At 40.2% G+C, this 23649-nt stretch carries 28 protein-coding genes and 1 other annotated feature; all 28 genes read left to right on the forward strand.

The features are described 5' to 3' along the window. The first annotated feature begins 3 nt into the window (after positions 1–3). The gene (locus tag NSS74_RS24465; protein WP_061689409.1) at positions 4–516 is read left to right on the forward strand and encodes an NYN domain-containing protein; all 513 of its coding nucleotides are present in this window, start codon (positions 4–6) and stop codon (positions 514–516) included. 67 nt (positions 517–583) lie between these two features. Continuing rightward, on the forward strand, positions 584–1243 hold the full coding sequence (locus NSS74_RS24470) for an RNA polymerase sporulation sigma factor SigH (RefSeq protein ID WP_002009799.1): 660 nt from the start codon (positions 584–586) through the stop codon (positions 1241–1243). Between the two features lie 128 nt (positions 1244–1371). After that, positions 1372–1518 carry a 50S ribosomal protein L33 gene (gene rpmG, locus NSS74_RS24475; protein ID WP_012260172.1) on the forward strand — a complete coding sequence of 49 codons (147 nt, stop codon included), beginning with the start codon at positions 1372–1374 and terminating at the stop codon, positions 1516–1518. Between the two features lie 32 nt (positions 1519–1550). Then, entirely contained in the window at positions 1551–1730 is a 180-nt protein-coding gene (gene secE, locus NSS74_RS24480) for a preprotein translocase subunit SecE (protein WP_002009797.1), read from the forward strand. A 131-nt stretch (positions 1731–1861) separates the two neighbouring features. Next, a complete protein-coding gene (gene nusG, locus NSS74_RS24485; RefSeq protein WP_002009795.1) occupies positions 1862–2395 on the forward strand; it encodes a transcription termination/antitermination protein NusG in 534 nt (177 codons plus the stop codon). 168 nt (positions 2396–2563) lie between these two features. Beyond that, positions 2564–2989: a 50S ribosomal protein L11 gene (gene rplK, locus NSS74_RS24490; RefSeq protein ID WP_001085872.1), complete on the forward strand. Its 426-nt coding sequence runs from the start codon at positions 2564–2566 to the stop codon at positions 2987–2989. A 180-nt stretch (positions 2990–3169) separates the two neighbouring features. Further along, positions 3170–3862: a 50S ribosomal protein L1 gene (rplA, locus tag NSS74_RS24495; protein WP_002009792.1), complete on the forward strand. Its 693-nt coding sequence runs from the start codon at positions 3170–3172 to the stop codon at positions 3860–3862. A gap of 49 nt (positions 3863–3911) precedes the next feature. After that, positions 3912–4057 (forward strand) — a sequence feature (ribosomal protein L10 leader region). Positions 4058–4096: 39 nt separating this feature from the next. Beyond that, positions 4097–4597, forward strand: coding sequence for a 50S ribosomal protein L10 (gene rplJ, locus NSS74_RS24500; RefSeq protein WP_002009790.1), 501 nt, complete (start codon positions 4097–4099; stop codon positions 4595–4597). 67 nt (positions 4598–4664) lie between these two features. Next, positions 4665–5024, forward strand: coding sequence for a 50S ribosomal protein L7/L12 (gene rplL / locus NSS74_RS24505; protein ID WP_002009788.1), 360 nt, complete (start codon positions 4665–4667; stop codon positions 5022–5024). A gap of 76 nt (positions 5025–5100) precedes the next feature. After that, complete coding sequence (locus tag NSS74_RS24510; RefSeq protein WP_002124684.1) at positions 5101–5700, forward strand: class I SAM-dependent methyltransferase; 600 nt, start codon at positions 5101–5103, stop codon at positions 5698–5700. Positions 5701–5991: 291 nt separating this feature from the next. Then, complete coding sequence (gene rpoB / locus NSS74_RS24515) at positions 5992–9525, forward strand: DNA-directed RNA polymerase subunit beta (RefSeq protein ID WP_002113316.1); 3534 nt, start codon at positions 5992–5994, stop codon at positions 9523–9525. A 37-nt stretch (positions 9526–9562) separates the two neighbouring features. After that, entirely contained in the window at positions 9563–13174 is a 3612-nt protein-coding gene (gene rpoC / locus NSS74_RS24520) for a DNA-directed RNA polymerase subunit beta' (RefSeq protein WP_002063415.1), read from the forward strand. Between the two features lie 113 nt (positions 13175–13287). Beyond that, positions 13288–13536, forward strand: coding sequence for a ribosomal L7Ae/L30e/S12e/Gadd45 family protein (locus NSS74_RS24525; protein ID WP_061689408.1), 249 nt, complete (start codon positions 13288–13290; stop codon positions 13534–13536). A 114-nt stretch (positions 13537–13650) separates the two neighbouring features. Beyond that, positions 13651–14073 carry a 30S ribosomal protein S12 gene (gene rpsL / locus NSS74_RS24530; protein WP_001142341.1) on the forward strand — a complete coding sequence of 141 codons (423 nt, stop codon included), beginning with the start codon at positions 13651–13653 and terminating at the stop codon, positions 14071–14073. A 29-nt stretch (positions 14074–14102) separates the two neighbouring features. Then, positions 14103–14573 (forward strand): 30S ribosomal protein S7, encoded by a 471-nt coding sequence (gene rpsG, locus NSS74_RS24535; protein ID WP_002139944.1) that lies wholly within the window; start codon positions 14103–14105, stop codon positions 14571–14573. Between the two features lie 206 nt (positions 14574–14779). Next, positions 14780–16858, forward strand: a complete 2079-nt coding sequence (fusA, locus tag NSS74_RS24540; protein WP_002139943.1) for an elongation factor G — start codon at positions 14780–14782, stop codon at positions 16856–16858. Positions 16859–16975: 117 nt separating this feature from the next. Next, positions 16976–18166, forward strand: a complete 1191-nt coding sequence (gene tuf / locus NSS74_RS24545; protein ID WP_002009778.1) for an elongation factor Tu — start codon at positions 16976–16978, stop codon at positions 18164–18166. A 400-nt stretch (positions 18167–18566) separates the two neighbouring features. Further along, positions 18567–18875, forward strand: a complete 309-nt coding sequence (gene rpsJ / locus NSS74_RS24550; RefSeq protein ID WP_001040595.1) for a 30S ribosomal protein S10 — start codon at positions 18567–18569, stop codon at positions 18873–18875. 34 nt (positions 18876–18909) lie between these two features. After that, on the forward strand, positions 18910–19542 hold the full coding sequence (gene rplC, locus NSS74_RS24555; RefSeq protein ID WP_000160209.1) for a 50S ribosomal protein L3: 633 nt from the start codon (positions 18910–18912) through the stop codon (positions 19540–19542). Between the two features lie 25 nt (positions 19543–19567). Then, the gene (gene rplD / locus NSS74_RS24560) at positions 19568–20191 is read left to right on the forward strand and encodes a 50S ribosomal protein L4 (RefSeq protein ID WP_001127261.1); all 624 of its coding nucleotides are present in this window, start codon (positions 19568–19570) and stop codon (positions 20189–20191) included. Beyond that, entirely contained in the window at positions 20191–20481 is a 291-nt protein-coding gene (gene rplW, locus NSS74_RS24565) for a 50S ribosomal protein L23 (protein ID WP_001205557.1), read from the forward strand. Before rplD ends, rplW begins: the two co-directional genes overlap by 1 nt. Positions 20482–20509: 28 nt before the next feature. After that, positions 20510–21340, forward strand: a complete 831-nt coding sequence (gene rplB, locus NSS74_RS24570) for a 50S ribosomal protein L2 (protein ID WP_002063418.1) — start codon at positions 20510–20512, stop codon at positions 21338–21340. Between the two features lie 60 nt (positions 21341–21400). Beyond that, complete coding sequence (gene rpsS / locus NSS74_RS24575; RefSeq protein WP_000124452.1) at positions 21401–21679, forward strand: 30S ribosomal protein S19; 279 nt, start codon at positions 21401–21403, stop codon at positions 21677–21679. Between the two features lie 17 nt (positions 21680–21696). Further along, positions 21697–22038 carry a 50S ribosomal protein L22 gene (gene rplV / locus NSS74_RS24580; protein WP_002009773.1) on the forward strand — a complete coding sequence of 114 codons (342 nt, stop codon included), beginning with the start codon at positions 21697–21699 and terminating at the stop codon, positions 22036–22038. A 3-nt stretch (positions 22039–22041) separates the two neighbouring features. After that, positions 22042–22701, forward strand: coding sequence for a 30S ribosomal protein S3 (rpsC, locus tag NSS74_RS24585; protein WP_002009771.1), 660 nt, complete (start codon positions 22042–22044; stop codon positions 22699–22701). A gap of 1 nt (position 22702) precedes the next feature. Further along, positions 22703–23137: a 50S ribosomal protein L16 gene (rplP, locus tag NSS74_RS24590; protein WP_002063419.1), complete on the forward strand. Its 435-nt coding sequence runs from the start codon at positions 22703–22705 to the stop codon at positions 23135–23137. After that, positions 23127–23327: a 50S ribosomal protein L29 gene (rpmC, locus tag NSS74_RS24595; protein ID WP_002091523.1), complete on the forward strand. Its 201-nt coding sequence runs from the start codon at positions 23127–23129 to the stop codon at positions 23325–23327. The genes rplP and rpmC overlap by 11 nt, the downstream gene beginning before the upstream one ends. 20 nt (positions 23328–23347) lie before the next feature. Then, positions 23348–23611, forward strand: a complete 264-nt coding sequence (gene rpsQ, locus NSS74_RS24600) for a 30S ribosomal protein S17 (protein ID WP_002091526.1) — start codon at positions 23348–23350, stop codon at positions 23609–23611. The last annotated feature ends 38 nt before the right edge of the window (positions 23612–23649 follow it).

The raw sequence follows: 23649 nt of genomic DNA on the forward strand, positions 1-23649 counted from the left end.
AAAATGAACGATATTTTAATCGTTGACGGTTACAACATTATCGGGGCTTGGGGAGACTTGAAGAAACTGCGGGATGTAGATTTACAGTCATCAAGAGACGCACTTATTGATAAGATGGCGGATTATCAAGGCTATACAGGCACAAAGGTAATGATTGTCTTTGATGCCTATACAGTCTATGGTATTGAAAAAAAGATGAAACAATCACGGGTGGAAGTAATATTCACGAGAAAAAATCAAACTGCAGATGAAAAGATAGAACAACTTGCGATTGAGCTTAGAAATATAAATACACAAATATACGTTGCAACTTCGGATTATACGGAGCAATGGATTATATTTGCGCAAGGTGCACTTCGAAAATCTGCGCGTGAATTAGAGTTAGAAGTGCAAGCGATGGAACGACAAGTAAGAAGGTGTACAAAAGACACGAAAGAAAAGCAACCCGCCATGCGAAAGATATTTAGTGAAGATATTACAGAAAAATTAGAAAAATTAAGAAGAGGAGAGCGTTGAAGCATTGACGCTCTTTATCTTTTTACTGTATAATATTGCTAAATATATAGCGGTCGGAGGGATCAGGGTGGAAGCAGGCTTCGTAAGTGTAGGCGACGTTACATTTCGTGATTTAGAGGATGAGGCAATCGTTGAGTTAGTTCGAAAAGGTAATACTGACGCTCTAGAATATTTAATTCACAAATATAAGAACTTTGTTCGCGCGAAATCAAGATCTTATTTCTTGGTGGGTGCCGATCGAGAAGATATTGTTCAAGAAGGCATGATTGGATTGTTTAAAGCTATTCGTGATTATAAAGGGGACAAGCTGTCTTCGTTCAAAGCATTTGCTGAACTGTGTATCACTCGACAAATTATTACCGCTATTAAAACAGCAACAAGGCAAAAACATATTCCGTTAAATTCGTATGTGTCTTTAGATAAGCCAATTTACGATGAGGAATCTGATCGAACATTATTAGATGTTATTTCGGAATCGAAAGTAACTGATCCAGAAGAGATGATTATAAGTCAGGAAGAATATACAGACATAGAGTCTAAAATATCTGAATTATTAAGCGATTTAGAAAGAAAAGTGCTCTCTTTATACTTAGATGGTCGTTCCTATCAAGAAATTTCAGAACAGTTAAACAGGCACGTGAAATCTATTGATAACGCATTGCAGCGTGTAAAAAGGAAATTAGAAAGATATATGGAGATGAGAGAGAGCACAACTTTAAATTCATAGCAAGTGCCGCAGGTGTAAAATAATTCACCTGTTTTCTTTTTGTTAAGAGAGTGAAAGTCATGACATTGACATTGTCTTTTGTTGTATGATACATTTTTAGGGACAATGTTACAAGGTTGGTGTAACTAATGAGGAAAAAAGTTGTACTCTCATGTGAAGAGTGTAAAAATCGAAACTACTCTACGATGAAAGATACGAGCTCAGTAGAGCGACTTGAGATAAAGAAGTTTTGTAAAACATGCAATAAGCATACAGTTCACAAAGAAACAAAATAAATAATTGAAATAATAAACTGGAGGTCCCGTAGATGCGTTTAACGAACTTTTTCGGCGATGTAGGTCGCGAAATGAAAAAAGTAAGTTGGCCTAAAAAAGATGAATTACTCCGATCAACAACGACTGTTATCGCGACAGTTGTGTTCTTTGCGATTTTCTTCGCAGTGGTTGATATGGGCATTTCTTCTTTAATTCGGTTAATTCTTGGTTAATTCTTGAATAAGAAGCACTTATCCATGATATAATGTTATTTATAAGAACTGTGTAAAAGCCCGGTGAACGGGTTTTTTCATTTGCGCAAAAAAATGTACGTCAGGGAGGGAAGGACGCTCGTCCTAAATGAATGGAAAAAAGTTGGTATGTTGTCCATACTTATTCTGGATATGAAAATAAAGTAAAAGCAAACCTAGAGAAACGTGTAGAATCAATGGGTATGCAAGATAAAATTTTCCGTGTTGTTGTCCCGGAAGAAGTAGAAGTAGAAATGAAAAATGGTAAAGAAAAAATAACGAAAAGAAAAGTGTTCCCAGGTTACGTATTAGTAGAACTAATCATGACTGATGATTCTTGGTATGTTGTTCGTAATACGCCAGGTGTAACAGGCTTTGTCGGTTCTTCTGGTTCAGGATCTAAACCATCGCCTCTATTAGAAGAGGAAGTTGTTACCATCATGAAGCATATGGGAATGGACAATGAAGTGGTTGATTTCGAATTTGAACTTCATGAAACAGTGCGTGTAAATGAGGGGCCATTCGCGGATTATACAGGTGCGATTGAAGAAATTGATGTGGAAAAGAAAAAAGTTAGCGTGCTTGTAGACATGTTCGGTCGCGAGACTCCGGTTGAACTTGATTTCCATCAAATTGAAAAATTATAAAATGAAACTTGAAATGAATTGTAAAAAGTGATAATATCTTTTAAGTCAGTACGTCTTCGGTAACGGAGACGTTTTTTGAAAAAGATTTTATCATTATGATAAAATATGAAGTGGGAGGGCAAATCACTGCCCAATTGACCACATCACGGACTTAAGGAGGTGTGTCTCGTGGCTAAAAAGGTAATTAAAATGGTAAAACTTCAGATTCCTGCAGGTAAAGCTAATCCAGCTCCGCCGGTTGGTCCAGCATTAGGACAAGCAGGTGTTAACATCATGGGCTTCTGTAAAGAGTTTAACGCTCGTACAGCTGATCAAGCTGGTCTTATCATCCCTGTTGAAATTACGGTATTTGAGGACCGTTCATTCACTTTCATTACTAAAACTCCTCCTGCTGCTGTTCTTCTTAAGAAAGTAGCTGGTATTGAGTCTGGTTCTGGTGAACCAAACCGTAATAAAGTGGCAACTGTTAAGCGTGATAAAGTACGCGAAATCGCTGAAACTAAAATGCCTGACCTAAACGCTGCTAGCGTAGAAGCTGCAATGCGTATGGTTGAAGGTACTGCGCGCAGTATGGGCATCGTTATCGAAGACTAATTCGATTTGTTTTTTGTAAAAAAGGTTGCGGGTCTGGAATTCCAATTCGCAACCTTTATTATCGTAAATGATCATCATTTTTAAATAAATGGATGGGCGCACATCCTCGGGGGTTCCCGGAATGAAGGCGTAAACGTGGGAGGTTATTCCGCTAAAACCACATTCAAGGAGGAAACAAACATGGCTAAAAGAGGTAAAAAGTACGTTGAAGCTGCGAAGCTTGTTGATCGTGCATCTGCTTACTCTGCAACAGAAGCAGTAGAATTAGTAAAGAAAACAAACACAGCTAAATTTGATGCAACTGTAGAAGCTGCATTCCGTTTAGGTGTTGACCCTAAGAAAGCTGACCAACAAATTCGTGGTGCAGTTGTTCTTCCACACGGTACTGGTAAAGTACAACGTGTATTAGTATTCGCTAAAGGCGAAAAAGCAAAAGAAGCTGAAGCTGCTGGCGCTGAATTCGTAGGCGATGCTGATTACATCGGTAAAATCCAAAAAGGTTGGTTTGATTTCGATGTAGTAGTAGCAACTCCTGACATGATGGGTGAAGTTGGTAAACTTGGTCGTGTATTAGGACCTAAAGGTTTAATGCCAAACCCTAAAACTGGAACAGTTACTTTCGATGTAACTAAAGCTGTTAACGAAATCAAAGCTGGTAAAGTTGAATACCGCGTTGATAAAGCTGGTAACATCCACGTTCCAATCGGTAAAGTATCTTTCGAAGATGCTAAATTAGTAGAAAACTTCAAAACAATTGCTGACACGCTACAAAAAGCTAAGCCAGCTGCTGCAAAAGGTACTTACATGAAGAACGCAACTGTTGCTTCTACAATGGGACCTGGCGTACGCGTAGACGTTTCTACACTTGCGTAAAAATTGGAAGTTGACTTCATAAAGAAGTTTTAATATAATCATTTATGTTGTGAATTTTAATAGTGTACCGTAGACAGTAGGAGTCGATTCGACTTAATTTCCTACCTAGGTGTTAATATACGAAGCGGAATCTTTTTTCTGTGACTATATGCCTCCATGTCTACAAGTTGGGCATGGAGGTTTTTAGTGCACTTTCGGTACATCTTCTATATAATCTACAGGAGGTGTAATAACATGAGCAAAGTAATCGAAACTAAACAACAAGTTGTAACTGAAATCGCTGAAAAACTTCGCGCGAGTAAATCTACAATTGTTGTTGACTACCGTGGTTTAACAGTTTCTGAAGCAACAGAATTACGTAAAAACTTACGTGAAGCTGGCGTTGAGTTCAAAGTTTACAAAAACTCTTTAACTCGTCGTGCTGCAGAGTCTGCTGAAATGGCTGAGTTAAACGAATTCTTAACAGGACCAAACGCAATCGCGTTCAGTAACGAGGATGTAGTTGCTCCTGCGAAAGTATTAAACGACTTCGCTAAAAATCATGAAGCTTTAGAAATTAAAGCGGGCGTAATCGAAGGTAAACTTGTAACACTTGATGAGGTTAAAGCTATCGCTACTCTTCCATCACGTGAAGGCTTACTTTCTATGCTTCTTAGCGTTCTTCAAGCTCCAATCCGTAACCTTGCACTTGCTACTAAAGCAGTTGCAGATCAAAAGGAAGAGCAAGGCGCTTAATTTTTTAAAAGATAATTACTTGTTATCTATAAAACAATACAAACCTATTTAAGGGAGGATATTTACAATGACTAAAGAACAAATCATTGAAGCAGTTAAATCTATGACTGTATTAGAACTTAACGACTTAGTAAAAGCTATCGAGGAAGAATTCGGCGTAACTGCTGCTGCTCCTGTAGCTGTAGCTGGTGGCGCTGGTGAAGCTGCTGCTGAGCAAACTGAATTTGACGTAGTACTTGCAAGTGCTGGCGCTCAAAAAATCAAAGTTATCAAAGCTGTACGTGAAATCACTGGTCTTGGCTTAAAAGAAGCTAAAGAATTAGTTGACAACACTCCAAAAGCAATCAAAGAAGGCGTTACTAAAGAGGAAGCTGAAGAAATGAAAGCTAAACTTGAAGAAGTTGGCGCTGCTGTAGAAGTTAAGTAATTAACTTTTGGTGCTTTAAAAAAAGCTCGCTCTTATGCGAGCTTTTTTTTTAACTGTAAAGAAAAGAGGTGGCCATATGGCAGACCATTATTTTTCTAACGACCCTTCTAGTAAAAGTGATCGTAAACGATGGGAAGTTACACTTCGTGAATCTCGATTTACTTTTTTATCTGACCATGGGGTGTTCTCGAAAAACGAAGTGGACTTTGGTTCTCGTCTTTTAATTGAAGCGTTTCAAATGCCAGATGTTAAAGGTAATGTGTTAGACGTAGGATGTGGGTACGGTCCAATCGGTTTGTCGTTAGCGAAAGAGTTTCAAAATCGTGAAATTCACATGGTGGATGTGAATGAAAGGGCCTTGGGACTTGCAAAAGAAAATGCCGCTAATAACAGAATTGAAAATATACGTATTTTGCAAAGTAGTGTCTATGAAAATGTAGATGGCAAGTATGCTGTTATTCTATCTAATCCTCCAATTCGTGCTGGTAAAGATATCGTGCATGAGATTTTAGAAAAGGCTGTGGAGTATTTAGTTTCAGGTGGAGAATTGTGGATTGTTATTCAAAAGAAACAAGGTGCGCCATCTGCGATGAAAAAACTAGAAGAAGTATTTTCTGAAGTTGAAGTTGTAGAAAAGAAAAAAGGATATTATATCATAAAATCAAAAAAGCGTTGACGGTTATTTTTGGCTATGTTAACATTATACAATGCCAATATATGATTTTCTGCGTTGAGAAAGATGTATATTTTTGCTTCTCTTGGAAAAGATAGTAAAATCAGCGGATTATGAAACAGAATGATGGTTTTCTTATAGAAGCCATTTTTCTTTTTTGAGCAGGTAGAAAGACTCAACGTATCTATCTTTAAGAGAAAAAAACTACGCTAATAGCAGTAGTTGTATTTATTTGTGATTTTGCACAAATTTTTTTGTGCATTTATAATACTCATGATTTGAGGGGTGAAGCAGTTGACAGGTCAACTAGTTCAATACGGACGCCACCGCCAACGAAGAAGTTATGCCCGTATTAGTGAAGTATTAGAGTTACCAAATCTTATCGAAATTCAAACCTCTTCTTATCAGTGGTTTCTTGATGAGGGTTTGCGAGAAATGTTCCAAGACATTTCTCCGATCGAAGACTTTACGGGAAATCTATCGCTTGAATTTATCGACTACAGCTTGGGTGAACCTAAATACTCTGTAGAAGAATGCAAAGAGCGTGATGTGACGTATGCAGCACCACTTCGTGTAAAAGTGCGTCTAATCAACAAGGAAACTGGTGAAGTAAAAGAACAAGATGTGTTCATGGGAGATTTCCCACTCATGACAGAGACTGGAACATTCGTAATTAACGGTGCAGAACGTGTTATCGTTTCCCAGTTAGTTCGCTCTCCAAGCGTATACTATAGTGGCAAAGTGGATAAAAACGGAAAACGTGGTTTTACTGCTACTGTAATTCCAAACCGCGGAGCTTGGTTAGAGTATGAAACAGATGCTAAGGATGTTGTATATGTGCGTATTGACCGTACGCGTAAACTTCCTGTAACTGTTTTGTTACGCGCATTAGGGTTTGGCTCTGATCAAGAAATCACCGAGCTTTTAGGTGATAACGAATACTTAAGCAATACGTTAGAAAAAGACAACACAGATAGCACAGAGAAAGCATTGCTTGAAATTTATGAGCGTCTACGCCCTGGTGAACCACCAACAGTAGAAAATGCAAAGAGCTTACTTGTGTCTCGTTTCTTTGATCCGAAGCGCTACGATTTAGCAAATGTAGGTCGCTATAAGATCAACAAAAAGCTACACATTAAAAACAGATTGTTTAACCAACGTTTAGCTGAAACACTGGTGGATCCAGAAACTGGTGAAATTTTAGCGGCAGAAGGAACAGTCTTAGATCGTCGTACACTGGATCGCATTCTACCTTACTTAGAGAAAAACATTGGATTCAAAACAGCGAAACCAATGGGTGGAGTGGTAGCAGGCGATGTTGAGCTGCAATCTATTAAGATTTATGCTCCAGAATCAGAAGGCGAACGATCTATAAACGTAATTGGGAATGCAAATATTACTCGTGATATAAAACACATCACACCAGGTGATATTCTTGCTTCTATTAGCTACTTCTTTAACTTGCTATATAAAGTAGGGGATACAGATGATATTGACCACTTAGGAAATCGTCGTCTGCGTTCTGTAGGAGAGTTACTACAAAACCAATTCCGTATCGGTCTTTCTCGTATGGAACGTGTTGTTCGTGAGAGAATGTCGATTCAAGATACAAATGCAATTACACCACAAGCGTTAATTAACATTCGCCCGGTTATTGCATCTATTAAAGAGTTCTTCGGAAGTTCTCAGTTATCTCAGTTCATGGATCAAACAAACCCATTAGCAGAGTTAACTCACAAACGAAGACTATCTGCATTAGGACCCGGTGGTTTAACGCGTGAGCGCGCAGGCTTTGAAGTACGTGACGTTCACTACTCTCACTATGGTCGTATGTGTCCAATTGAAACGCCAGAGGGACCAAACATCGGTTTGATTAACTCATTATCTTCGTTTGCGAAAGTAAATGAGTTTGGTTTCATTGAAACGCCATACCGTCGTGTTGACCCAGAAACTGGTCTTGTAACAGGGCAGGTTGATTATTTAACAGCAGATGAAGAAGATAACTATGTTGTAGCCCAAGCGAATATGAAATTATCTGAAGTAGGGGAATTCCTTGATGAAGATATCGTAGCTCGTTTCCGTGGTGAAAACATTGTCACAAATAAAGAACGCATCGACTACATGGATGTATCTCCAAAACAAGTAGTGTCGGCAGCGACAGCTTGTATTCCGTTCTTAGAAAACGATGACTCTAACCGCGCACTTATGGGAGCGAACATGCAACGTCAGGCGGTTCCGTTAATAAATCCGGAATCTCCGATTGTAGGTACAGGTATGGAGTACGTATCAGCAAAAGACTCAGGTGCTGCAGTAATCTGTAAACAGCCTGGTGTTGTTGAGCGCGTAGAAGCACGTGAAGTTTGGGTACGTCGCTATGTAGACGTTGACGGTCAAACAGTAAAAGGCGACTTAGATCGCTACAAAATGCAAAAATTCATTCGTTCTAACCAAGGAACTTGCTACAACCAACGTCCAATCGTAAGTGTTGGAGACCAAGTTGTAAAAGGTGAAATCCTTGCGGATGGTCCTTCTATGGAACTAGGTGAACTGGCGCTTGGACGTAACGTGCTTGTTGGCTTTATGACATGGGACGGTTATAACTATGAGGATGCGATCATCATGAGTGAGCGCCTTGTAAAAGATGATGTGTACACTTCTATCCATATTGAAGAATATGAATCAGAAGCTCGTGATACGAAGCTTGGACCAGAAGAAATTACACGTGATATCCCGAATGTTGGAGAAGATGCACTTCGTAATCTTGACGAGCGCGGTATTATTCGCGTCGGTGCTGAAGTAAAAGATGGAGATCTACTTGTTGGTAAAGTAACGCCAAAAGGTGTAACAGAATTAACGGCAGAAGAACGTCTATTACATGCAATCTTCGGTGAAAAAGCACGTGAAGTACGTGATACATCACTACGTGTACCACACGGTGGTGGCGGTATTATCTTAGACGTAAAAGTGTTTAACCGTGAAGATGGCGATGAATTGCCACCAGGCGTGAATCAACTTGTACGTGCATATATCGTTCAAAAGCGTAAAATTTCTGAAGGTGACAAAATGGCCGGTCGTCATGGTAACAAAGGTGTTATCTCCCGTATTTTACCGGAAGAAGATATGCCGTACTTACCAGATGGTACGCCAATCGATATCATGTTAAACCCATTAGGGGTACCATCTCGTATGAATATCGGTCAGGTATTAGAGCTTCATCTTGGTATGGCAGCAAGATACCTTGGTATTCACATTGCAACACCGGTATTCGATGGTGCTCGTGAGGAAGATGTATGGGGCACAATTGAAGAAGCTGGTATGGCAAATGACGCGAAAACAATCCTGTATGACGGACGTACTGGTGAGCCATTCGATAACCGTGTATCTGTTGGTGTCATGTATATGATCAAACTTGCGCACATGGTTGACGATAAACTTCATGCTCGTTCTACTGGACCATACTCACTTGTAACGCAGCAACCTCTTGGAGGTAAAGCTCAGTTCGGTGGACAGCGTTTCGGTGAGATGGAGGTTTGGGCACTTGAAGCTTATGGTGCTGCTTATACTCTTCAAGAAATCTTAACAGTGAAGTCTGATGATGTTATTGGACGTGTTAAGACGTATGAAGCAATTGTTAAAGGTGAAAATGTTCCAGAACCAGGCGTTCCTGAATCATTCAAAGTATTGATTAAAGAACTGCAAAGTTTAGGTATGGACGTTAAAATGATGTCTATCAACGATACAGAAATTGAAATGCGTGATACGGAAGATGACGATGATCATCAATCAGCAGATAAATTGAATGTTGAAGTTGAGACAACTAAGGAATAATTGGGATAACCTGTAGACTAAAAGGGAGGTAGGCCCCTTGATAGATGTAAATAACTTTGAATATATGAAGATTGGACTTGCTTCACCTGACAAGATTCGTTCTTGGTCATACGGTGAAGTTAAGAAACCAGAAACAATTAACTATCGTACGTTAAAGCCTGAAAAAGATGGCTTGTTCTGTGAGCGTATTTTCGGACCACAAAAGGACTGGGAATGTCATTGCGGGAAATATAAACGTGTACGTTATAAAGGTGTAGTTTGTGATCGATGTGGCGTTGAAGTAACGCGTGCAAAAGTTCGTCGTGAACGTATGGGTCATATCGAATTAGCTGCTCCTGTATCTCATATTTGGTATTTCAAAGGTATCCCGAGCCGCATGGGACTTGTCTTAGACATGTCCCCTCGCGCGCTTGAAGAAGTAATTTATTTCGCTTCTTATGTTGTAACAGAAAGTGGAGATACACCACTTGATAAGAAGCAATTACTTTCTGAAAAAGAATACCGTGCATATCGTGATCGATATGGCAGTACATTCCATGCTGCTATGGGTGCAGAAGCGATTAAAAAATTACTGCAAGACATCGATTTAGATAAAGAAGTAGACTTCTTAAAAGAAGAATTAAAAACAGCACAAGGACAACGCCGTACTCGTGCTATTAAACGTCTAGAGGTATTAGAAGCATTCCGTAACTCTGGAAATCACCCATCTTGGATGATCTTAGAGGTTCTTCCAGTTATCCCACCAGAACTACGCCCAATGGTACAGTTAGATGGTGGACGTTTTGCTACTTCTGACTTAAACGACTTATATCGTCGTGTAATTAACCGTAACAACCGTTTAAAACGTCTATTGGACTTAGGTGCACCAAGCATCATCGTTCAAAACGAAAAACGTATGTTACAAGAAGCTGTAGACGCATTAATCGATAATGGTCGCCGTGGCCGTCCAGTTACTGGACCAGGTAACCGTCCATTAAAATCACTATCTCACATGCTTAAAGGTAAACAAGGACGTTTCCGTCAAAACTTATTAGGTAAACGTGTTGACTACTCTGGCCGTTCTGTAATCGTCGTAGGACCGAACTTAAAGATGTACCAATGTGGATTGCCGAAAGAAATGGCACTTGAATTGTTTAAACCTTTCGTTATGAAAGAGTTAGTTGGAAAAGGATTAGCACACAACATTAAGAGTGCTAAACGTAAAATCGAGCGTGTACACCCTGAAGTTTGGGACGTTTTAGAATCTGTGATCAAAGAGCATCCAGTACTTCTAAACCGCGCACCAACACTTCACCGTCTTGGTATCCAGGCGTTTGAACCTACACTAGTAGAAGGTCGTGCAATCCGTCTTCACCCACTTGTATGTACTGCATACAACGCGGACTTTGACGGTGACCAAATGGCGGTTCACGTTCCGTTATCATCAGAGGCACAAGCAGAAGCTCGTATTCTTATGTTAGCGGCACAAAACATCTTGAATCCAAAAGACGGAAAACCAGTTGTTACTCCATCTCAGGATATGGTATTAGGTAACTATTACTTAACACTTGAGCGTGAGGGTGCAATCGGTGAAGGTATGGTCTTCAAAGATGCAAACGAAGCAATACTTGCATACCAAAATGGATATGTACATCTGCACACACGTGTTGCAGTTGCTGCGAGTTCGGTAAATAATGTAACATTTACTGAAGAGCAAAAGAGTAAGCTTCTATTAACAACAGTTGGTAAATTAATATTTAACGAAATCTTACCAGAGTCGTTCCCTTATATTAATGAACCAACAAACTCAAACCTTGAAAAAGAAACACCAGCGGAATATTTCGTTGAAAAAGGTGCGAACATTAAAGAAATTATTGCTAGTCGCGAAGAAGTGGCGCCATTTAGCAAGAAAATCCTTGGTAATATTATTGCGGAAGTATTCAAGCGTTTCCAAATTACGGAAACATCTCGCATGCTTGACCGTATGAAAAACTTAGGATTTAAATACTCTACAAAAGCTGGTATTACAGTTGGGGTATCAGACATTCTTGTATTAGGCGAAAAAAATGAAATTCTCCATGAAGCACAAGCAAAAGTAGATAATGTAATTAAACAATTCCGTCGCGGTTTAATCACGGAAGAAGAACGTTACGATCGCGTTATCTCTATTTGGAGTAATGCAAAAGATGTTATCCAAGGAAAACTGATGAAATCCTTGAATAAACGCAATCCAATCTTCATGATGAGTGATTCCGGTGCCCGTGGTAACGCATCGAACTTTACTCAGCTTGCTGGTATGCGTGGTCTGATGGCCAATCCATCTGGTCGTATCATTGAGCTTCCGATCAAATCAAGTTTCCGTGAAGGTTTAACAGTACTTGAGTACTTCATCTCTACGCATGGTGCGCGTAAAGGTCTTGCCGATACAGCACTTAAAACTGCCGATTCTGGTTACTTAACACGTCGTCTTGTAGACGTTGCACAAGATGTAATTGTTCGTCAAGATGATTGTGGAACAGATCGTGGTTTACTAATTGGTGCGATTAAAGAGGGTAATGAAGTTATTGAGTCACTATATGATCGTCTTGTTGGACGTTTTGCGAGAAAAACTGTAAAACATCCTGAAACAGGTGAAGTATTAATTGCTGAAAATCAATTAATTACTGAAGACATTGCTCATATCGTTGAAAAGTCGGGTGTTGAAACTGTAAACATTCGTTCAGCGTTTACGTGTAATACTCGCCATGGTGTATGTAAGAAGTGTTACGGTCGTAACTTAGCAACTGGTACAGACGTAGAAGTAGGAGAAGCGGTAGGTATTATCGCAGCTCAATCTATCGGTGAGCCAGGTACACAGTTAACGATGCGTACGTTCCATACAGGTGGGGTTGCCGGAGATGACATCACACAAGGTTTACCTCGTATCCAAGAGATCTTCGAAGCTCGTAATCCGAAGGGTCAGGCAGTTATCAGTGAAATTGACGGTGTTATCGCAGCGATCAACGATGTTAAAGATCGCCAAGAAGTAGTTGTACAGGGTGAAGTTGAAGCTCGTACGTATGCTATTCCTTACGGTGCTCGTCTGAAAGTAACTCTAGGACAGCCAATTAGCCACGGTAAAGAGTTAACAGAAGGTTCTATTGATCCGAAGGAATTACTAAAAGTAACGGACATTACAGCAGTTCAAGAATACTTATTACGTGAAGTTCAAAAAGTATACCGTATGCAAGGGGTAGAAATTGGTGACAAACACGTAGAAGTAATGGTACGTCAAATGCTACGTAAAGTTCGTGTGAGTGATGCGGGTGAAACAGATGTATTACCAGGAACATTACTAGATATCCATCAGTTTACTGATGCGAATGCGAAGGTGTTACTGAAAGGTAAACAACCAGCAACGGCTAGACCGGTTCTACTTGGTATTACAAAAGCTTCACTTGAGACAGATTCGTTCTTATCTGCGGCGTCATTCCAAGAAACAACTCGTGTTCTAACAGATGCAGCAATTAAGGGTAAACGCGATGAGCTTCTAGGATTGAAAGAGAATGTTATTATCGGTAAGCTTGTTCCTGCTGGAACAGGTATGAATCGTTATCGCAAAGTGGATCTTGTAAAAACAACACAAGATAACATGAATGTAGAAAACGATGAAGTTTATGTGGAACAGTAAAATTTTCCGTCGTAAATTTTGTATAAAAACAGCTAATCCTAGTTGACATTGTATGAGACAAAATGTTACTATAATCAAGGTTGCTCCTGAATGATGCTTTGGAGGATATTTATATGTCTTATCAAAAAGTGTCAAACGCTGAAAATGTAGTCGTTGGTCATAAACGAACATTGGAAGCAATCAAAAATGGTATAGTTAAAGAAGTTGTTATTGCCGAAGATGCTGATGTGCGGTTAACCCATGTTATCATTCATACTGCCTTACAACATAACATACCCATAACCAAAGTTGAATCAGTTCGTAAGCTTGGAAAAGTTTCGGGGATTCAAGTGGGAGCTTCAGCAATAGGAATAATAAGTTAAAACTGTTTTTGTGAGGAGAGAGCATTTGCTCTTCCTTGCAAAAACTTTGTTTTCAACTAATAATGAACCACCTGGATATGTGGTCATACAAACATGCGAAGGGAGGATAATCAAATGCCTACTATTAACCAATTAGTGAGAAATGGTCGTACTGATAAAGTATGGAAGTCTAAATCACCTGCGTTAAACAAAGGTTTTAATTCTTTAAAGAAAAAATCAACTGATATCTCTGCACCTCAAAAACGTGGTGTGTGTACTCGTGTTGGTACAATGACTCCGAAGAAACCTAACTCAGCGTTACGTAAATACGCTCGTGTACGTTTAACAAATGGTATTGAAGTTACAGCTTACATCCCAGGTATCGGTCATAACCTACAAGAGCATAGCGTAGTATTAATTCGCGGTGGTCGAGTAAAGGATTTACCAGGGGTACGTTACCACATCGTTCGTGGTGCGCTTGATACAGCTGGTGTTGACAAACGTATGCAAGGACGTTCTAAATATGGTACTAAGCGACCAAAACCTGCTAAAAAATAATAAATTTATAATGAAAGGAGGAACTCAATATGCCTCGTAAAGGACCTGTTGCGAAACGTGACGTGTTACCAGATCCAATGTACAATTCTAAGCTTGTAACACGCCTAATCAACAAAATGATGGTTGACGGTAAAAAAGGTAAATCTCAAACAATTCTTTATAACGCTTTCGAGATCGTTCGTGAACGTTCAGATAAAGAACCAATGGAAGTATTCGAGCAAGCTCTTAAGAACATCATGCCTGTTCTTGAAGTACGCGCTCGTCGTGTTGGTGGTGCTAACTACCAAGTTCCAGTTGAGGTTCGTCCAGAACGCCGTACAACTTTAGGTCTTCGCTGGTTAGTAAACTATTCTCGTCTTCGTGGTGAAAAAACTATGGAAGAGCGTCTAGCTTACGAAATCTTAGATGCATCTAACAACGCTGGTGCAGCTGTTAAGAAACGTGAAGATACTCATAAAATGGCAGAAGCTAACAAAGCATTTGCTCATTACCGTTGGTAGGATTCAACGTAAAATAAATGTAAGCATAAACCGCTTTATTTGTCGCTTATGGAAGTGTGGAGAGGGAGAATGCCTCTCCCTTTCGTTGGGCGCTCGTTTTACATAATGAGGGTACTGGACACTGGCATATGTAACAATATAAAGTGGCTTTTTTGCTACTTAAAATAAAATAATCCAATCCATATATGGAAGGAGCAAGACACCAAATGACTAGAGAGTTCTCTTTAGAAAACACTCGTAATATTGGTATCATGGCTCACATCGATGCTGGTAAAACAACAGCAACTGAGCGTATTCTGTATTACACAGGACGTATTCATAAAATCGGTGAAACTCATGAAGGTGCATCTCAGATGGACTGGATGGAGCAAGAGCAAGAACGTGGTATCACAATTACTTCTGCTGCAACTACAGCACAATGGAAAGGTCACCGTGTAAATATCATTGACACTCCAGGACACGTAGATTTCACAGTAGAAGTAGAACGTTCTTTACGCGTACTTGATGGCGCAGTAGCAGTACTTGATGCACAATCTGGTGTAGAACCACAAACAGAAACTGTTTGGCGTCAGGCTACTACTTATGGTGTACCTCGTATCGTATTCGTTAACAAAATGGATAAGATTGGTGCAGATTTCTTATACTCTGTAGGAACAATCCACGATCGTTTACAAGCAAACGCACATCCAATTCAGTTACCAATCGGTGCTGAAGACGAGTTCAATGGTATTATTGACCTTGTTGAAGAGTGTGCTTACATGTACAGTAACGATTTAGGAACAGACATCGAGCGTGTTGAAATTCCTGAAGAGCACAAAGAATTAGCTGAAGAGTACCGTGGAAAACTTATTGAAGCGGTAGCTGAGCTTGATGAAGAAATGATGATGAAGTACCTAGAAGGTGAAGAAATCACTGTAGAAGAGCTTAAAGCTGGTATCCGTAAGGCTACAACTTCTGTTGAATTCTTCCCAGTAATCTGTGGTTCTGCATTCAAAAATAAAGGTGTTCAAATTCTGTTAGACGCAGTTATTGACTACCTACCATCTCCATTAGATGTACCCGCTATTAAAGGTACTCTTCCGGATACGGAGGAAGCTATCGAGCGTAAGTCTAGCGATGAAGAACCATTCGCAGCTCTAGCATTCAAAATCATGACTGACCCTTATGTTGGTAAGTTAACGTTCTTCCGTGTATATTCTGGTGTGTTAAACTCTGGATCATACGTGAAAAACTCAACTAAAGGTAAGCGTGAGCGTGTAGGTCGTATCCTACAAATGCACGCTAACAGCCGTGAAGAGATTTCAACAGTTTACGCTGGTGATATCGCTGCTGCTGTAGGTTTAAAAGATACTACTACTGGTGATACTCTTTGTGATGAGAAGAGTCTTGTTATCCTTGAGTCTATGGAATTCCCAGAACCAGTTATCTCTGTAGCTATCGAACCAAAATCTAAAGCTGACCAAGATAAAATGGGTACAGCATTATCTAAGCTTTCTGAAGAAGATCCAACATTCCGTGCTCACACTGACCAAGAAACTGGCCAAACAATCATCGCTGGTATGGGTGAACTTCACCTTGATATCATCGTTGACCGTATGCGCCGTGAATTCAAAGTGGAAGCAAACGTTGGTGCTCCTCAGGTAGCATACCGTGAGACTTTCCGCGCTGCTGCGAAAGTTGAAGGTAAGTTCGCTCGTCAATCTGGTGGTCGTGGACAATTCGGTCACGTTTGGATTGAGTTTGAACCTAATGAAGAAGGTAAAGGATTCGAATTCCAAAACAAGGTTGTCGGTGGTGTAGTTCCACGTGAATACATCCCAGCTGTTGGAGCGGGTCTTGAAGACGCACTTAAAAATGGTGTACTAGCTGGTTATCCACTAGTTGATATTAAAGCTGCGTTAGTTGACGGATCTTACCATGATGTCGATTCATCTGAGATGGCGTTCAAAATCGCTGCATCTATGGCGCTTAAAGCTGCGGTTTCTAAATGTAGCCCAGTAATTCTTGAGCCAATGATGAAAGTTGAAGTTGTAATTCCTGAAGAGTACATGGGTGACATTATGGGCGACGTAACATCTCGTCGTGGACGTGTAGAAGGTATGGAAGCTCGCGGTAACGCACAAGTTGTTCGCGCTATGGTTCCACTTTCTGAAATGTTCGGTTATGCAACAGCATTACGTTCTAACACTCAAGGACGCGGAACATTCTCAATGACATTTGATCATTATGAAGAAGTACCGAAGTCTGTTTCTGAAGAAATTATTAAAAAAAATAAAGGTGAATAATTGATTTTTATCGATTGTTCAAGTATAACTACTTATGTAAGCTTAGAAAGTGAGACGCAAGTTTCACTTTCTAGTCTAAATATAAAATAACCCATATAAACTAAGGAGGAATTTAGAATGGCTAAAGCTAAATTCGAACGTTCTAAACCCCATGTTAACATCGGTACAATCGGCCACGTTGACCATGGTAAAACTACATTAACTGCTGCGATCACTACAGTTCTTGCAAAAGCTGGTGGTGCTGAAGCACGCGGATACGATCAAATCGACGCTGCTCCAGAAGAAAGAGAGCGCGGAATCACAATCTCAACTGCACACGTTGAGTACGAAACTGAAACTCGTCACTATGCACACGTTGACTGCCCAGGTCATGCTGACTATGTTAAAAACATGATCACTGGTGCTGCTCAAATGGACGGCGGTATCTTAGTAGTATCTGCTGCTGATGGTCCAATGCCTCAAACACGTGAGCACATCCTTCTTTCTCGTCAAGTAGGTGTTCCTTACATCGTTGTATTCTTAAACAAATGCGACATGGTAGATGACGAAGAATTATTAGAATTAGTAGAAATGGAAGTTCGCGACCTATTATCTGAATACGGATTCCCAGGCGACGATATTCCTGTAATTAAAGGTTCTGCTCTTAAAGCTCTTCAAGGAGAAGCTGAGTGGGAAGAAAAAATCATCGAATTAATGACTGAAGTTGATGCTTACATCCCAACTCCAGAACGTGAAACTGACAAACCATTCTTAATGCCTATCGAGGATGTATTCTCTATCACAGGTCGTGGTACAGTTGCAACTGGTCGTGTTGAGCGTGGAATCGTTAAAGTTGGTGACGTAGTAGAAATCATCGGTCTTGCTGAAGAGAATGCTACTACAACTGTAACTGGTGTAGAAATGTTCCGTAAGCTTCTTGACCAAGCTCAAGCTGGAGACAACATCGGTGCTCTACTTCGTGGGGTTGCTCGTGAAGACATCCAACGTGGACAAGTTCTTGCTAAAACTGGCTCTGTAAAAGCACACGCTAAATTCAAAGCTGAGGTTTTCGTATTATCTAAAGAAGAAGGTGGACGTCATACTCCATTCTTCGCTAACTACCGTCCGCAGTTCTACTTCCGTACAACTGACGTAACTGGAATCATCCAATTACCAGAAGGTACTGAAATGGTAATGCCTGGTGACAACATCGAAATGACTATCGAACTTATCGCTCCAATCGCTATCGAAGAGGGAACTAAATTCTCTATTCGTGAAGGTGGACGTACAGTAGGTTACGGTGTAGTTGCTACAATCGTTGCTGAGTAGTCTTTAATTAGATTATTAAAAACTCAAGGGATTCTCCCTTGAGTTTTTTTATTGCTTATTACTATAGAAGAAAGAGGTGTATTTTCTATTTTTGGATGAGTTTCTTCTATAGTATATAAAACGAAAATAACACCCAAAAACTGTAAGTTGAATAAGAGTAGATGAAAACTTGATATTCTTTAAAGTGCCATGTATAATAGCAAAAGTAGAGAAAAGCAGATGCGAACAAAAAGATGCTTGCATCTAGACGAATAACATTGTATAATAGACAATGTTGGTCTTTGACTGCGATGAAGTGGAAGGTTGCTGACACACCCGGCCGCTTTGCCATGGCATGGTGTGGGGAAATTTCCATGGAGAAGGTCTATTTTAGAAATAGGCGAACGAAGGAGGGAAAATAATGGCAAAAGAAAAAATTCGTATCCGTTTAAAAGCTTATGATCACCGTATTCTTGATCAATCAGCTGAGAAAATTGTAGAAACAGCTAAGCGTTCTGGGGCAACAGTTTCTGGTCCGATCCCATTACCAACTGAGAAGACTATTTACACAATTCTTCGTGCTGTTCATAAGTACAAAGATTCTCGTGAACAATTCGAAATGCGCACACACAAACGTCTAATCGACATCGTGAGTCCTACTCCGCAAACAGTAGATTCATTAATGCGTTTAGATTTACCATCTGGTGTAGATATCGAAATCAAACTATAATTCATATAACTTAAAAATGTAGGAGGTGTAACTCATGACCAAAGGAATCTTAGGAAGAAAGATCGGTATGACTCAAGTATTTGCTGAGAACGGTGAGTTAATCCCAGTAACGGTAATCGCTGCTAATCCAAACGTTGTTCTTCAAAAGAAAACAACTGAAACTGATGGCTACAACGCAATTCAGTTAGGATTTGAAGATAAACGTGAAAAGTTAACTAACAAACCTGAACAAGGCCACACTGCTAAAGCATCTACAACTCCTAAGCGCTTCATTCGCGAAATCCGCGATGCAGACGTGGACGGATTAGAGGTTGGTCAAGAGGTAAAAGTTGAAGTTTTCGCTGCAGGTGAAATCGTTGACGTAACAGGAATTTCTAAAGGTAAAGGTTTCCAAGGTGTTATTAAACGCCACGGACAATCTCGCGGACCTATGTCTCATGGTTCTCGCTATCACCGTCGTCCAGGTTCAATGGGGCCAGTTGCTCCGAACCGTGTATTCAAAGGCAAAAAACTTGCTGGACGTATGGGTGGAGACCAAGTTACTATCCAAAACTTAGAAATCGTTCAAGTTGACACTGAGCGCAACTTATTACTAGTAAAAGGTAACGTTCCAGGTGCTAAGAAATCTCTTGTAGTTGTTCAAGGCGCTGTGAAGGTTAGCAAATAATTCACAATAGGAAGGAGGAATTCCAATGCCAAAAGTTACTGTATATAACCAAACTGGTTCACAGGTTGGTGAAATCGAATTAGCTGAAGCTATTTTCGGTATCGAACCAAATGAAGCTGTACTATTTGAAGCTGTAATGATGCAACGTGCATCTTTACGTCAAGGTACACACAAAGTAAAAACTCGCTCTGAAGTTCGCGGTGGTGGTCGTAAACCATGGCGTCAAAAAGGAACTGGACGTGCTCGTCAAGGTTCTATCCGCTCTCCTCAATGGCGTGGTGGTGGTACGGTATTCGGACCTACACCAAGAAGCTATGCGTACAAACTTCCTAAGAAAGTTCGTCGTTTAGCAATCAAATCTGCATTAGCTACTAAAGTAGTTGAGAACAACATTGTAGTTCTTGAGGACCTAGTGTTAAATGCACCAAAAACAAAAGACATGGTAGCAGTACTTAAAGGATTAACTGTTGAGAAGAAAGCTCTTATCGTAACTGCTGATGCAAACGAATCTGTAGAGTTATCTGCTCGCAATATCCCTGGAGTAACAGTAATCACTGCTGATGGCGTAAACGTGCTAGATGTGCTTCATCATGATAAGCTAATCATGACAAAAGCGGCAGTGGAAAAAGTAGAGGAGGTGCTTGCATAATGAGAGATCCTCGTGATATCATTAAGCGCCCAGTTATCACTGAACGTTCTATGGAAATGATGGCTGAAAAAAAATACACGTTCGACGTGGACGTTAAATCTAATAAAACAGAGGTTAAAGACGCTATAGAAGCGATCTTTGGTGTTAATGTAGACAAAGTAAATATCATGAACTACAAGCCGAAAGCAAAACGTGTTGGTCGTCACGCTGGTTTTACTAGCCGTCGTCGTAAAGCAATCGTTAAGCTAACTGCTGACAGCAAAGAAATCGAAATCTTCCAAGGCGTTTAATTCTTACTAAAGAAGGAGGGAAATTGAGATGGGAATTAAAAAGTATAATCCAACTACTAACGGTCGTCGTAACATGACTACGAATGATTTCGCTGAAATCACGACCGACAGACCGGAAAAGTCTTTACTTGCTCCTTTAAGCAAAAAGGCTGGTCGTAATAACCAAGGTAAAATTACTGTACGTCATCAAGGTGGCGGACATAAGCGTCAATACCGTATCATCGACTTTAAGCGTAACAAAGATGGAATTCCAGGACGCGTTGCTACGATCGAATACGATCCAAACCGCTCTGCGAATATCGCATTAATTAACTACGTTGACGGTGAAAAACGTTACATTCTTGCTCCTAAAACTTTAGAAGTAGGTATGGAAGTTATGTCTGGTCCTGAATCTGACATTAAAATCGGTAACGCATTACCATTAATCAACATTCCAGTAGGTACTGTTGTTCATAACATCGAGCTTAAGCCTGGTCGTGGCGGACAATTAGTTCGTTCTGCTGGTACATCTGCTCAAGTACTTGGTAAAGAAGGAAAATACGTACTTGTACGTTTAACTTCTGGTGAAGTACGTTTAGTATTATCTGCTTGTCGCGCTTCAATCGGTCAAGTTGGTAACGAACAACACGAACTTATCAAAATCGGTAAAGCAGGTCGCTCTCGCTGGTTAGGTAAGCGCCCAACAGTTCGTGGTTCTGTAATGAACCCGGTTGATCACCCACACGGTGGTGGTGAAGGTCGCTCTCCAATCGGACGTAAGTCTCCGATGTCTCCATGGGGTAAACCAACTCTTGGATTCAAGACTCGTAAGAAAAACAAAGCGTCTGATAAATTTATCGTTCGTCGTCGTAAAAAATAATGGGATTGTAGTACGGTTCATTTCAAGAACCGTACGCCAATCACGAAGGGAGGCACCAAAATGGCTCGTAGCTTAAAAAAAGGACCATTTGTCGATGATCACTTGATGAACAAAATGGAAAAATTAGTTGCATCTGAGCAAAAACAAGTTGTTAAAACTTGGTCTCGCCGTTCAACAATCTTCCCTCAGTTCATCGGACATACAATTGCTGTATATGATGGTCGTAAACACGTACCTGTGTACATCACTGAGGATATGGTTGGCCATAAGTTAGGTGAATTCGCACCAACTCGTACGTATAAAGGTCACCTTGCTGACGATAAGAAAACTAGAAGATAATGAGAGGAGGCACTTCAATGCAAGCTAAAGCAGTAGTGAGAACAGTTCGTATTGCTCCTCGTAAGGTTCGTTTAGTAGTAGACTTAATCCGAGGTAAGCAAGTGGGTGAAGCGATTGCTATCCTTAACCACACACCAAAAACTGCTTCTCCAGTTGTAGAAAAAGTTTTAAAATCTGCAATCGCAAATGCAGAGCACAATTATGAGATGGATATTAACAACCTAGTTGTTGAAAAAGTCTTCGTTGACGAAGGTCCAACGTTGAAACGTTTCCGTCCACGTGCAATGGGTCGTGCAAGCCAAATTAACAAACGCACAAGCCACATCACAGTTGTGGTATCAGAAAAGAAGGAGGGATAATCGATGGGTCAGAAGGTTAATCCAATTGGTCTTCGTGTCGGTATTATCCGCGACTGGGAATCTCGTTGGTTCGCTGAGAAAGATTATGCTACGTTATTACATGAAGACATCAAAATCCGTGAGTACATTACTGTACGCTTAAAAGATTCTGCTGTTGCTAAAGTAGAAATCGAACGTGCAGCAAATCGTGTAAATGTTACAATTCACACTGCAAAACCTGGTATGGTAATTGGTAAAGGTGGTACTGAAGTTGAAGCACTTCGTAAAGCTCTTAACCAATTAACAGGCAAGCGTGTACACATTAACATTTTAGAAGTTAAGAGAGCTGATCTTAACGCTAAATTAGTAGGCGAAAACATCGCTCGTCAATTAGAAAACCGTGTATCATTCCGTCGTGCACAAAAGCAAGTTATTCAACGTGCTATGCGTGCAGGAGCAAAAGGTATTAAAACACAGGTTTCTGGTCGTCTTGGCGGAGCTGATATCGCTCGTGCAGAATCTTACAGTGAAGGAACTGTTCCACTTCATACACTTCGCGCTGATATTGACTATGCAGCAGTTGAAGCTGATACAACATACGGTAAATTAGGCGTAAAAGTATGGATCTACCGTGGAGAAGTCCTTCCTACAAAAAAGAAAGCTTCTGAGGAAGGAGGAAAATAATATGTTAATGCCTAAACGCGTAAAATATCGTAGAGAGCATCGTGGTAAAATGCGTGGTCGTGCAAAAGGTGGAACTGAAATCGCTTTTGGTGAATTCGGTTTACAAGCACTAGCTGCTTCATGGATTACAAACCGTCAAATCGAAGCTGCTCGTCGTGCAATGACTCGTCACATGAAACGTGGCGGTAAAGTATGGATTAAAATTTTCCCTTCTAAACCTTACACTGCAAAACCTCTAGAAGTACGTATGGGTTCCGGTAAAGGGGCACCAGAAGGCTGGGTAGCAGTAGTAAAACCTGGGAAAATTATGTTTGAAATTGCGGGTGTATCTGAAGAGGTAGCACGCGAAGCATTACGTCTTGCAGCTCACAAGTTACCTGTGAAATGTAAATTCGTAAAACGTGAAGAAAATGGTGGTGAATCTAATGAAAACTAATGATATTCGTGAATTAACCACTGCCGAAATCGAAACAAAAGTTAAAGCTTTAAAGGAAGAGTTGTTTAATCTTCGCTTCCAACTTGCTACAGGACAATTAGAGAACCCAACTCGCATCCGTGAAGTACGTAAAGCGATTGCTCGTATGAAAACTGTAGTTTGTGAAAGAGAGATCGGAATTAATCGATAAATTGAGGGGAGGTTTGCATAGTGAGCGAACGTAACCAACGCAAAGTTTATACTGGTCGTGTTGTTTCTGACAAAATGGACAAAACGATTACAGTTTTAGTTGAAACTTACAAAACTCATTCCTTATACGGAAAACGTGTTAAGTATTCTAAAAAGTATAAAGCCCATGATGAGCAAAACCAAGCGAAACTTGGCGATATCGTTAAAATCATGGAAACTCGCCCGCTTTCTGCTACTAAGCGTTTCCGTTTAGTTGAAATCGTTGAAGAAGCGGTTGTTATCTAAATAGACGAATCGGAATTTTTAGTCCGAAGGGAGGTTTC

Source organism: Bacillus sp. FSL E2-8868, assembly GCF_038005505.1.
GTDB classification, from domain to species: Bacteria; Bacillota; Bacilli; order Bacillales; family Bacillaceae_G; genus Bacillus_A; species Bacillus_A mycoides.

Bases quoted from the DNA above. Each gene is read 5' to 3' on its own strand.
- NSS74_RS24465 (WP_061689409.1), top strand. From the start codon at position 4: ATGAACGATATTTTAATCGTTGACGGTTACAACATTATCGGGGCTTGG.
- rpmG (WP_012260172.1), top strand. From the start codon at position 1,372: ATGAGGAAAAAAGTTGTACTCTCATGTGAAGAGTGTAAAAATCGAAAC.
- secE (WP_002009797.1), top strand. From the start codon at position 1,551: ATGCGTTTAACGAACTTTTTCGGCGATGTAGGTCGCGAAATGAAAAAA.
- nusG (WP_002009795.1), top strand. From the start codon at position 1,862: ATGGAAAAAAGTTGGTATGTTGTCCATACTTATTCTGGATATGAAAAT.
- rplA (WP_002009792.1), top strand. From the start codon at position 3,170: ATGGCTAAAAGAGGTAAAAAGTACGTTGAAGCTGCGAAGCTTGTTGAT.
- rplJ (WP_002009790.1), top strand. From the start codon at position 4,097: ATGAGCAAAGTAATCGAAACTAAACAACAAGTTGTAACTGAAATCGCT.
- rplL (WP_002009788.1), top strand. From the start codon at position 4,665: ATGACTAAAGAACAAATCATTGAAGCAGTTAAATCTATGACTGTATTA.
- NSS74_RS24510 (WP_002124684.1), top strand. From the start codon at position 5,101: ATGGCAGACCATTATTTTTCTAACGACCCTTCTAGTAAAAGTGATCGT.
- NSS74_RS24525 (WP_061689408.1), top strand. From the start codon at position 13,288: ATGTCTTATCAAAAAGTGTCAAACGCTGAAAATGTAGTCGTTGGTCAT.
- rpsL (WP_001142341.1), top strand. From the start codon at position 13,651: ATGCCTACTATTAACCAATTAGTGAGAAATGGTCGTACTGATAAAGTA.
- rpsG (WP_002139944.1), top strand. From the start codon at position 14,103: ATGCCTCGTAAAGGACCTGTTGCGAAACGTGACGTGTTACCAGATCCA.
- fusA (WP_002139943.1), top strand. From the start codon at position 14,780: ATGACTAGAGAGTTCTCTTTAGAAAACACTCGTAATATTGGTATCATG.
- tuf (WP_002009778.1), top strand. From the start codon at position 16,976: ATGGCTAAAGCTAAATTCGAACGTTCTAAACCCCATGTTAACATCGGT.
- rpsJ (WP_001040595.1), top strand. From the start codon at position 18,567: ATGGCAAAAGAAAAAATTCGTATCCGTTTAAAAGCTTATGATCACCGT.
- rplC (WP_000160209.1), top strand. From the start codon at position 18,910: ATGACCAAAGGAATCTTAGGAAGAAAGATCGGTATGACTCAAGTATTT.
- rplD (WP_001127261.1), top strand. From the start codon at position 19,568: ATGCCAAAAGTTACTGTATATAACCAAACTGGTTCACAGGTTGGTGAA.
- rplW (WP_001205557.1), top strand. From the start codon at position 20,191: ATGAGAGATCCTCGTGATATCATTAAGCGCCCAGTTATCACTGAACGT.
- rplB (WP_002063418.1), top strand. From the start codon at position 20,510: ATGGGAATTAAAAAGTATAATCCAACTACTAACGGTCGTCGTAACATG.
- rpsS (WP_000124452.1), top strand. From the start codon at position 21,401: ATGGCTCGTAGCTTAAAAAAAGGACCATTTGTCGATGATCACTTGATG.
- rplV (WP_002009773.1), top strand. From the start codon at position 21,697: ATGCAAGCTAAAGCAGTAGTGAGAACAGTTCGTATTGCTCCTCGTAAG.
- rpsC (WP_002009771.1), top strand. From the start codon at position 22,042: ATGGGTCAGAAGGTTAATCCAATTGGTCTTCGTGTCGGTATTATCCGC.
- rplP (WP_002063419.1), top strand. From the start codon at position 22,703: ATGTTAATGCCTAAACGCGTAAAATATCGTAGAGAGCATCGTGGTAAA.
- rpmC (WP_002091523.1), top strand. From the start codon at position 23,127: ATGAAAACTAATGATATTCGTGAATTAACCACTGCCGAAATCGAAACA.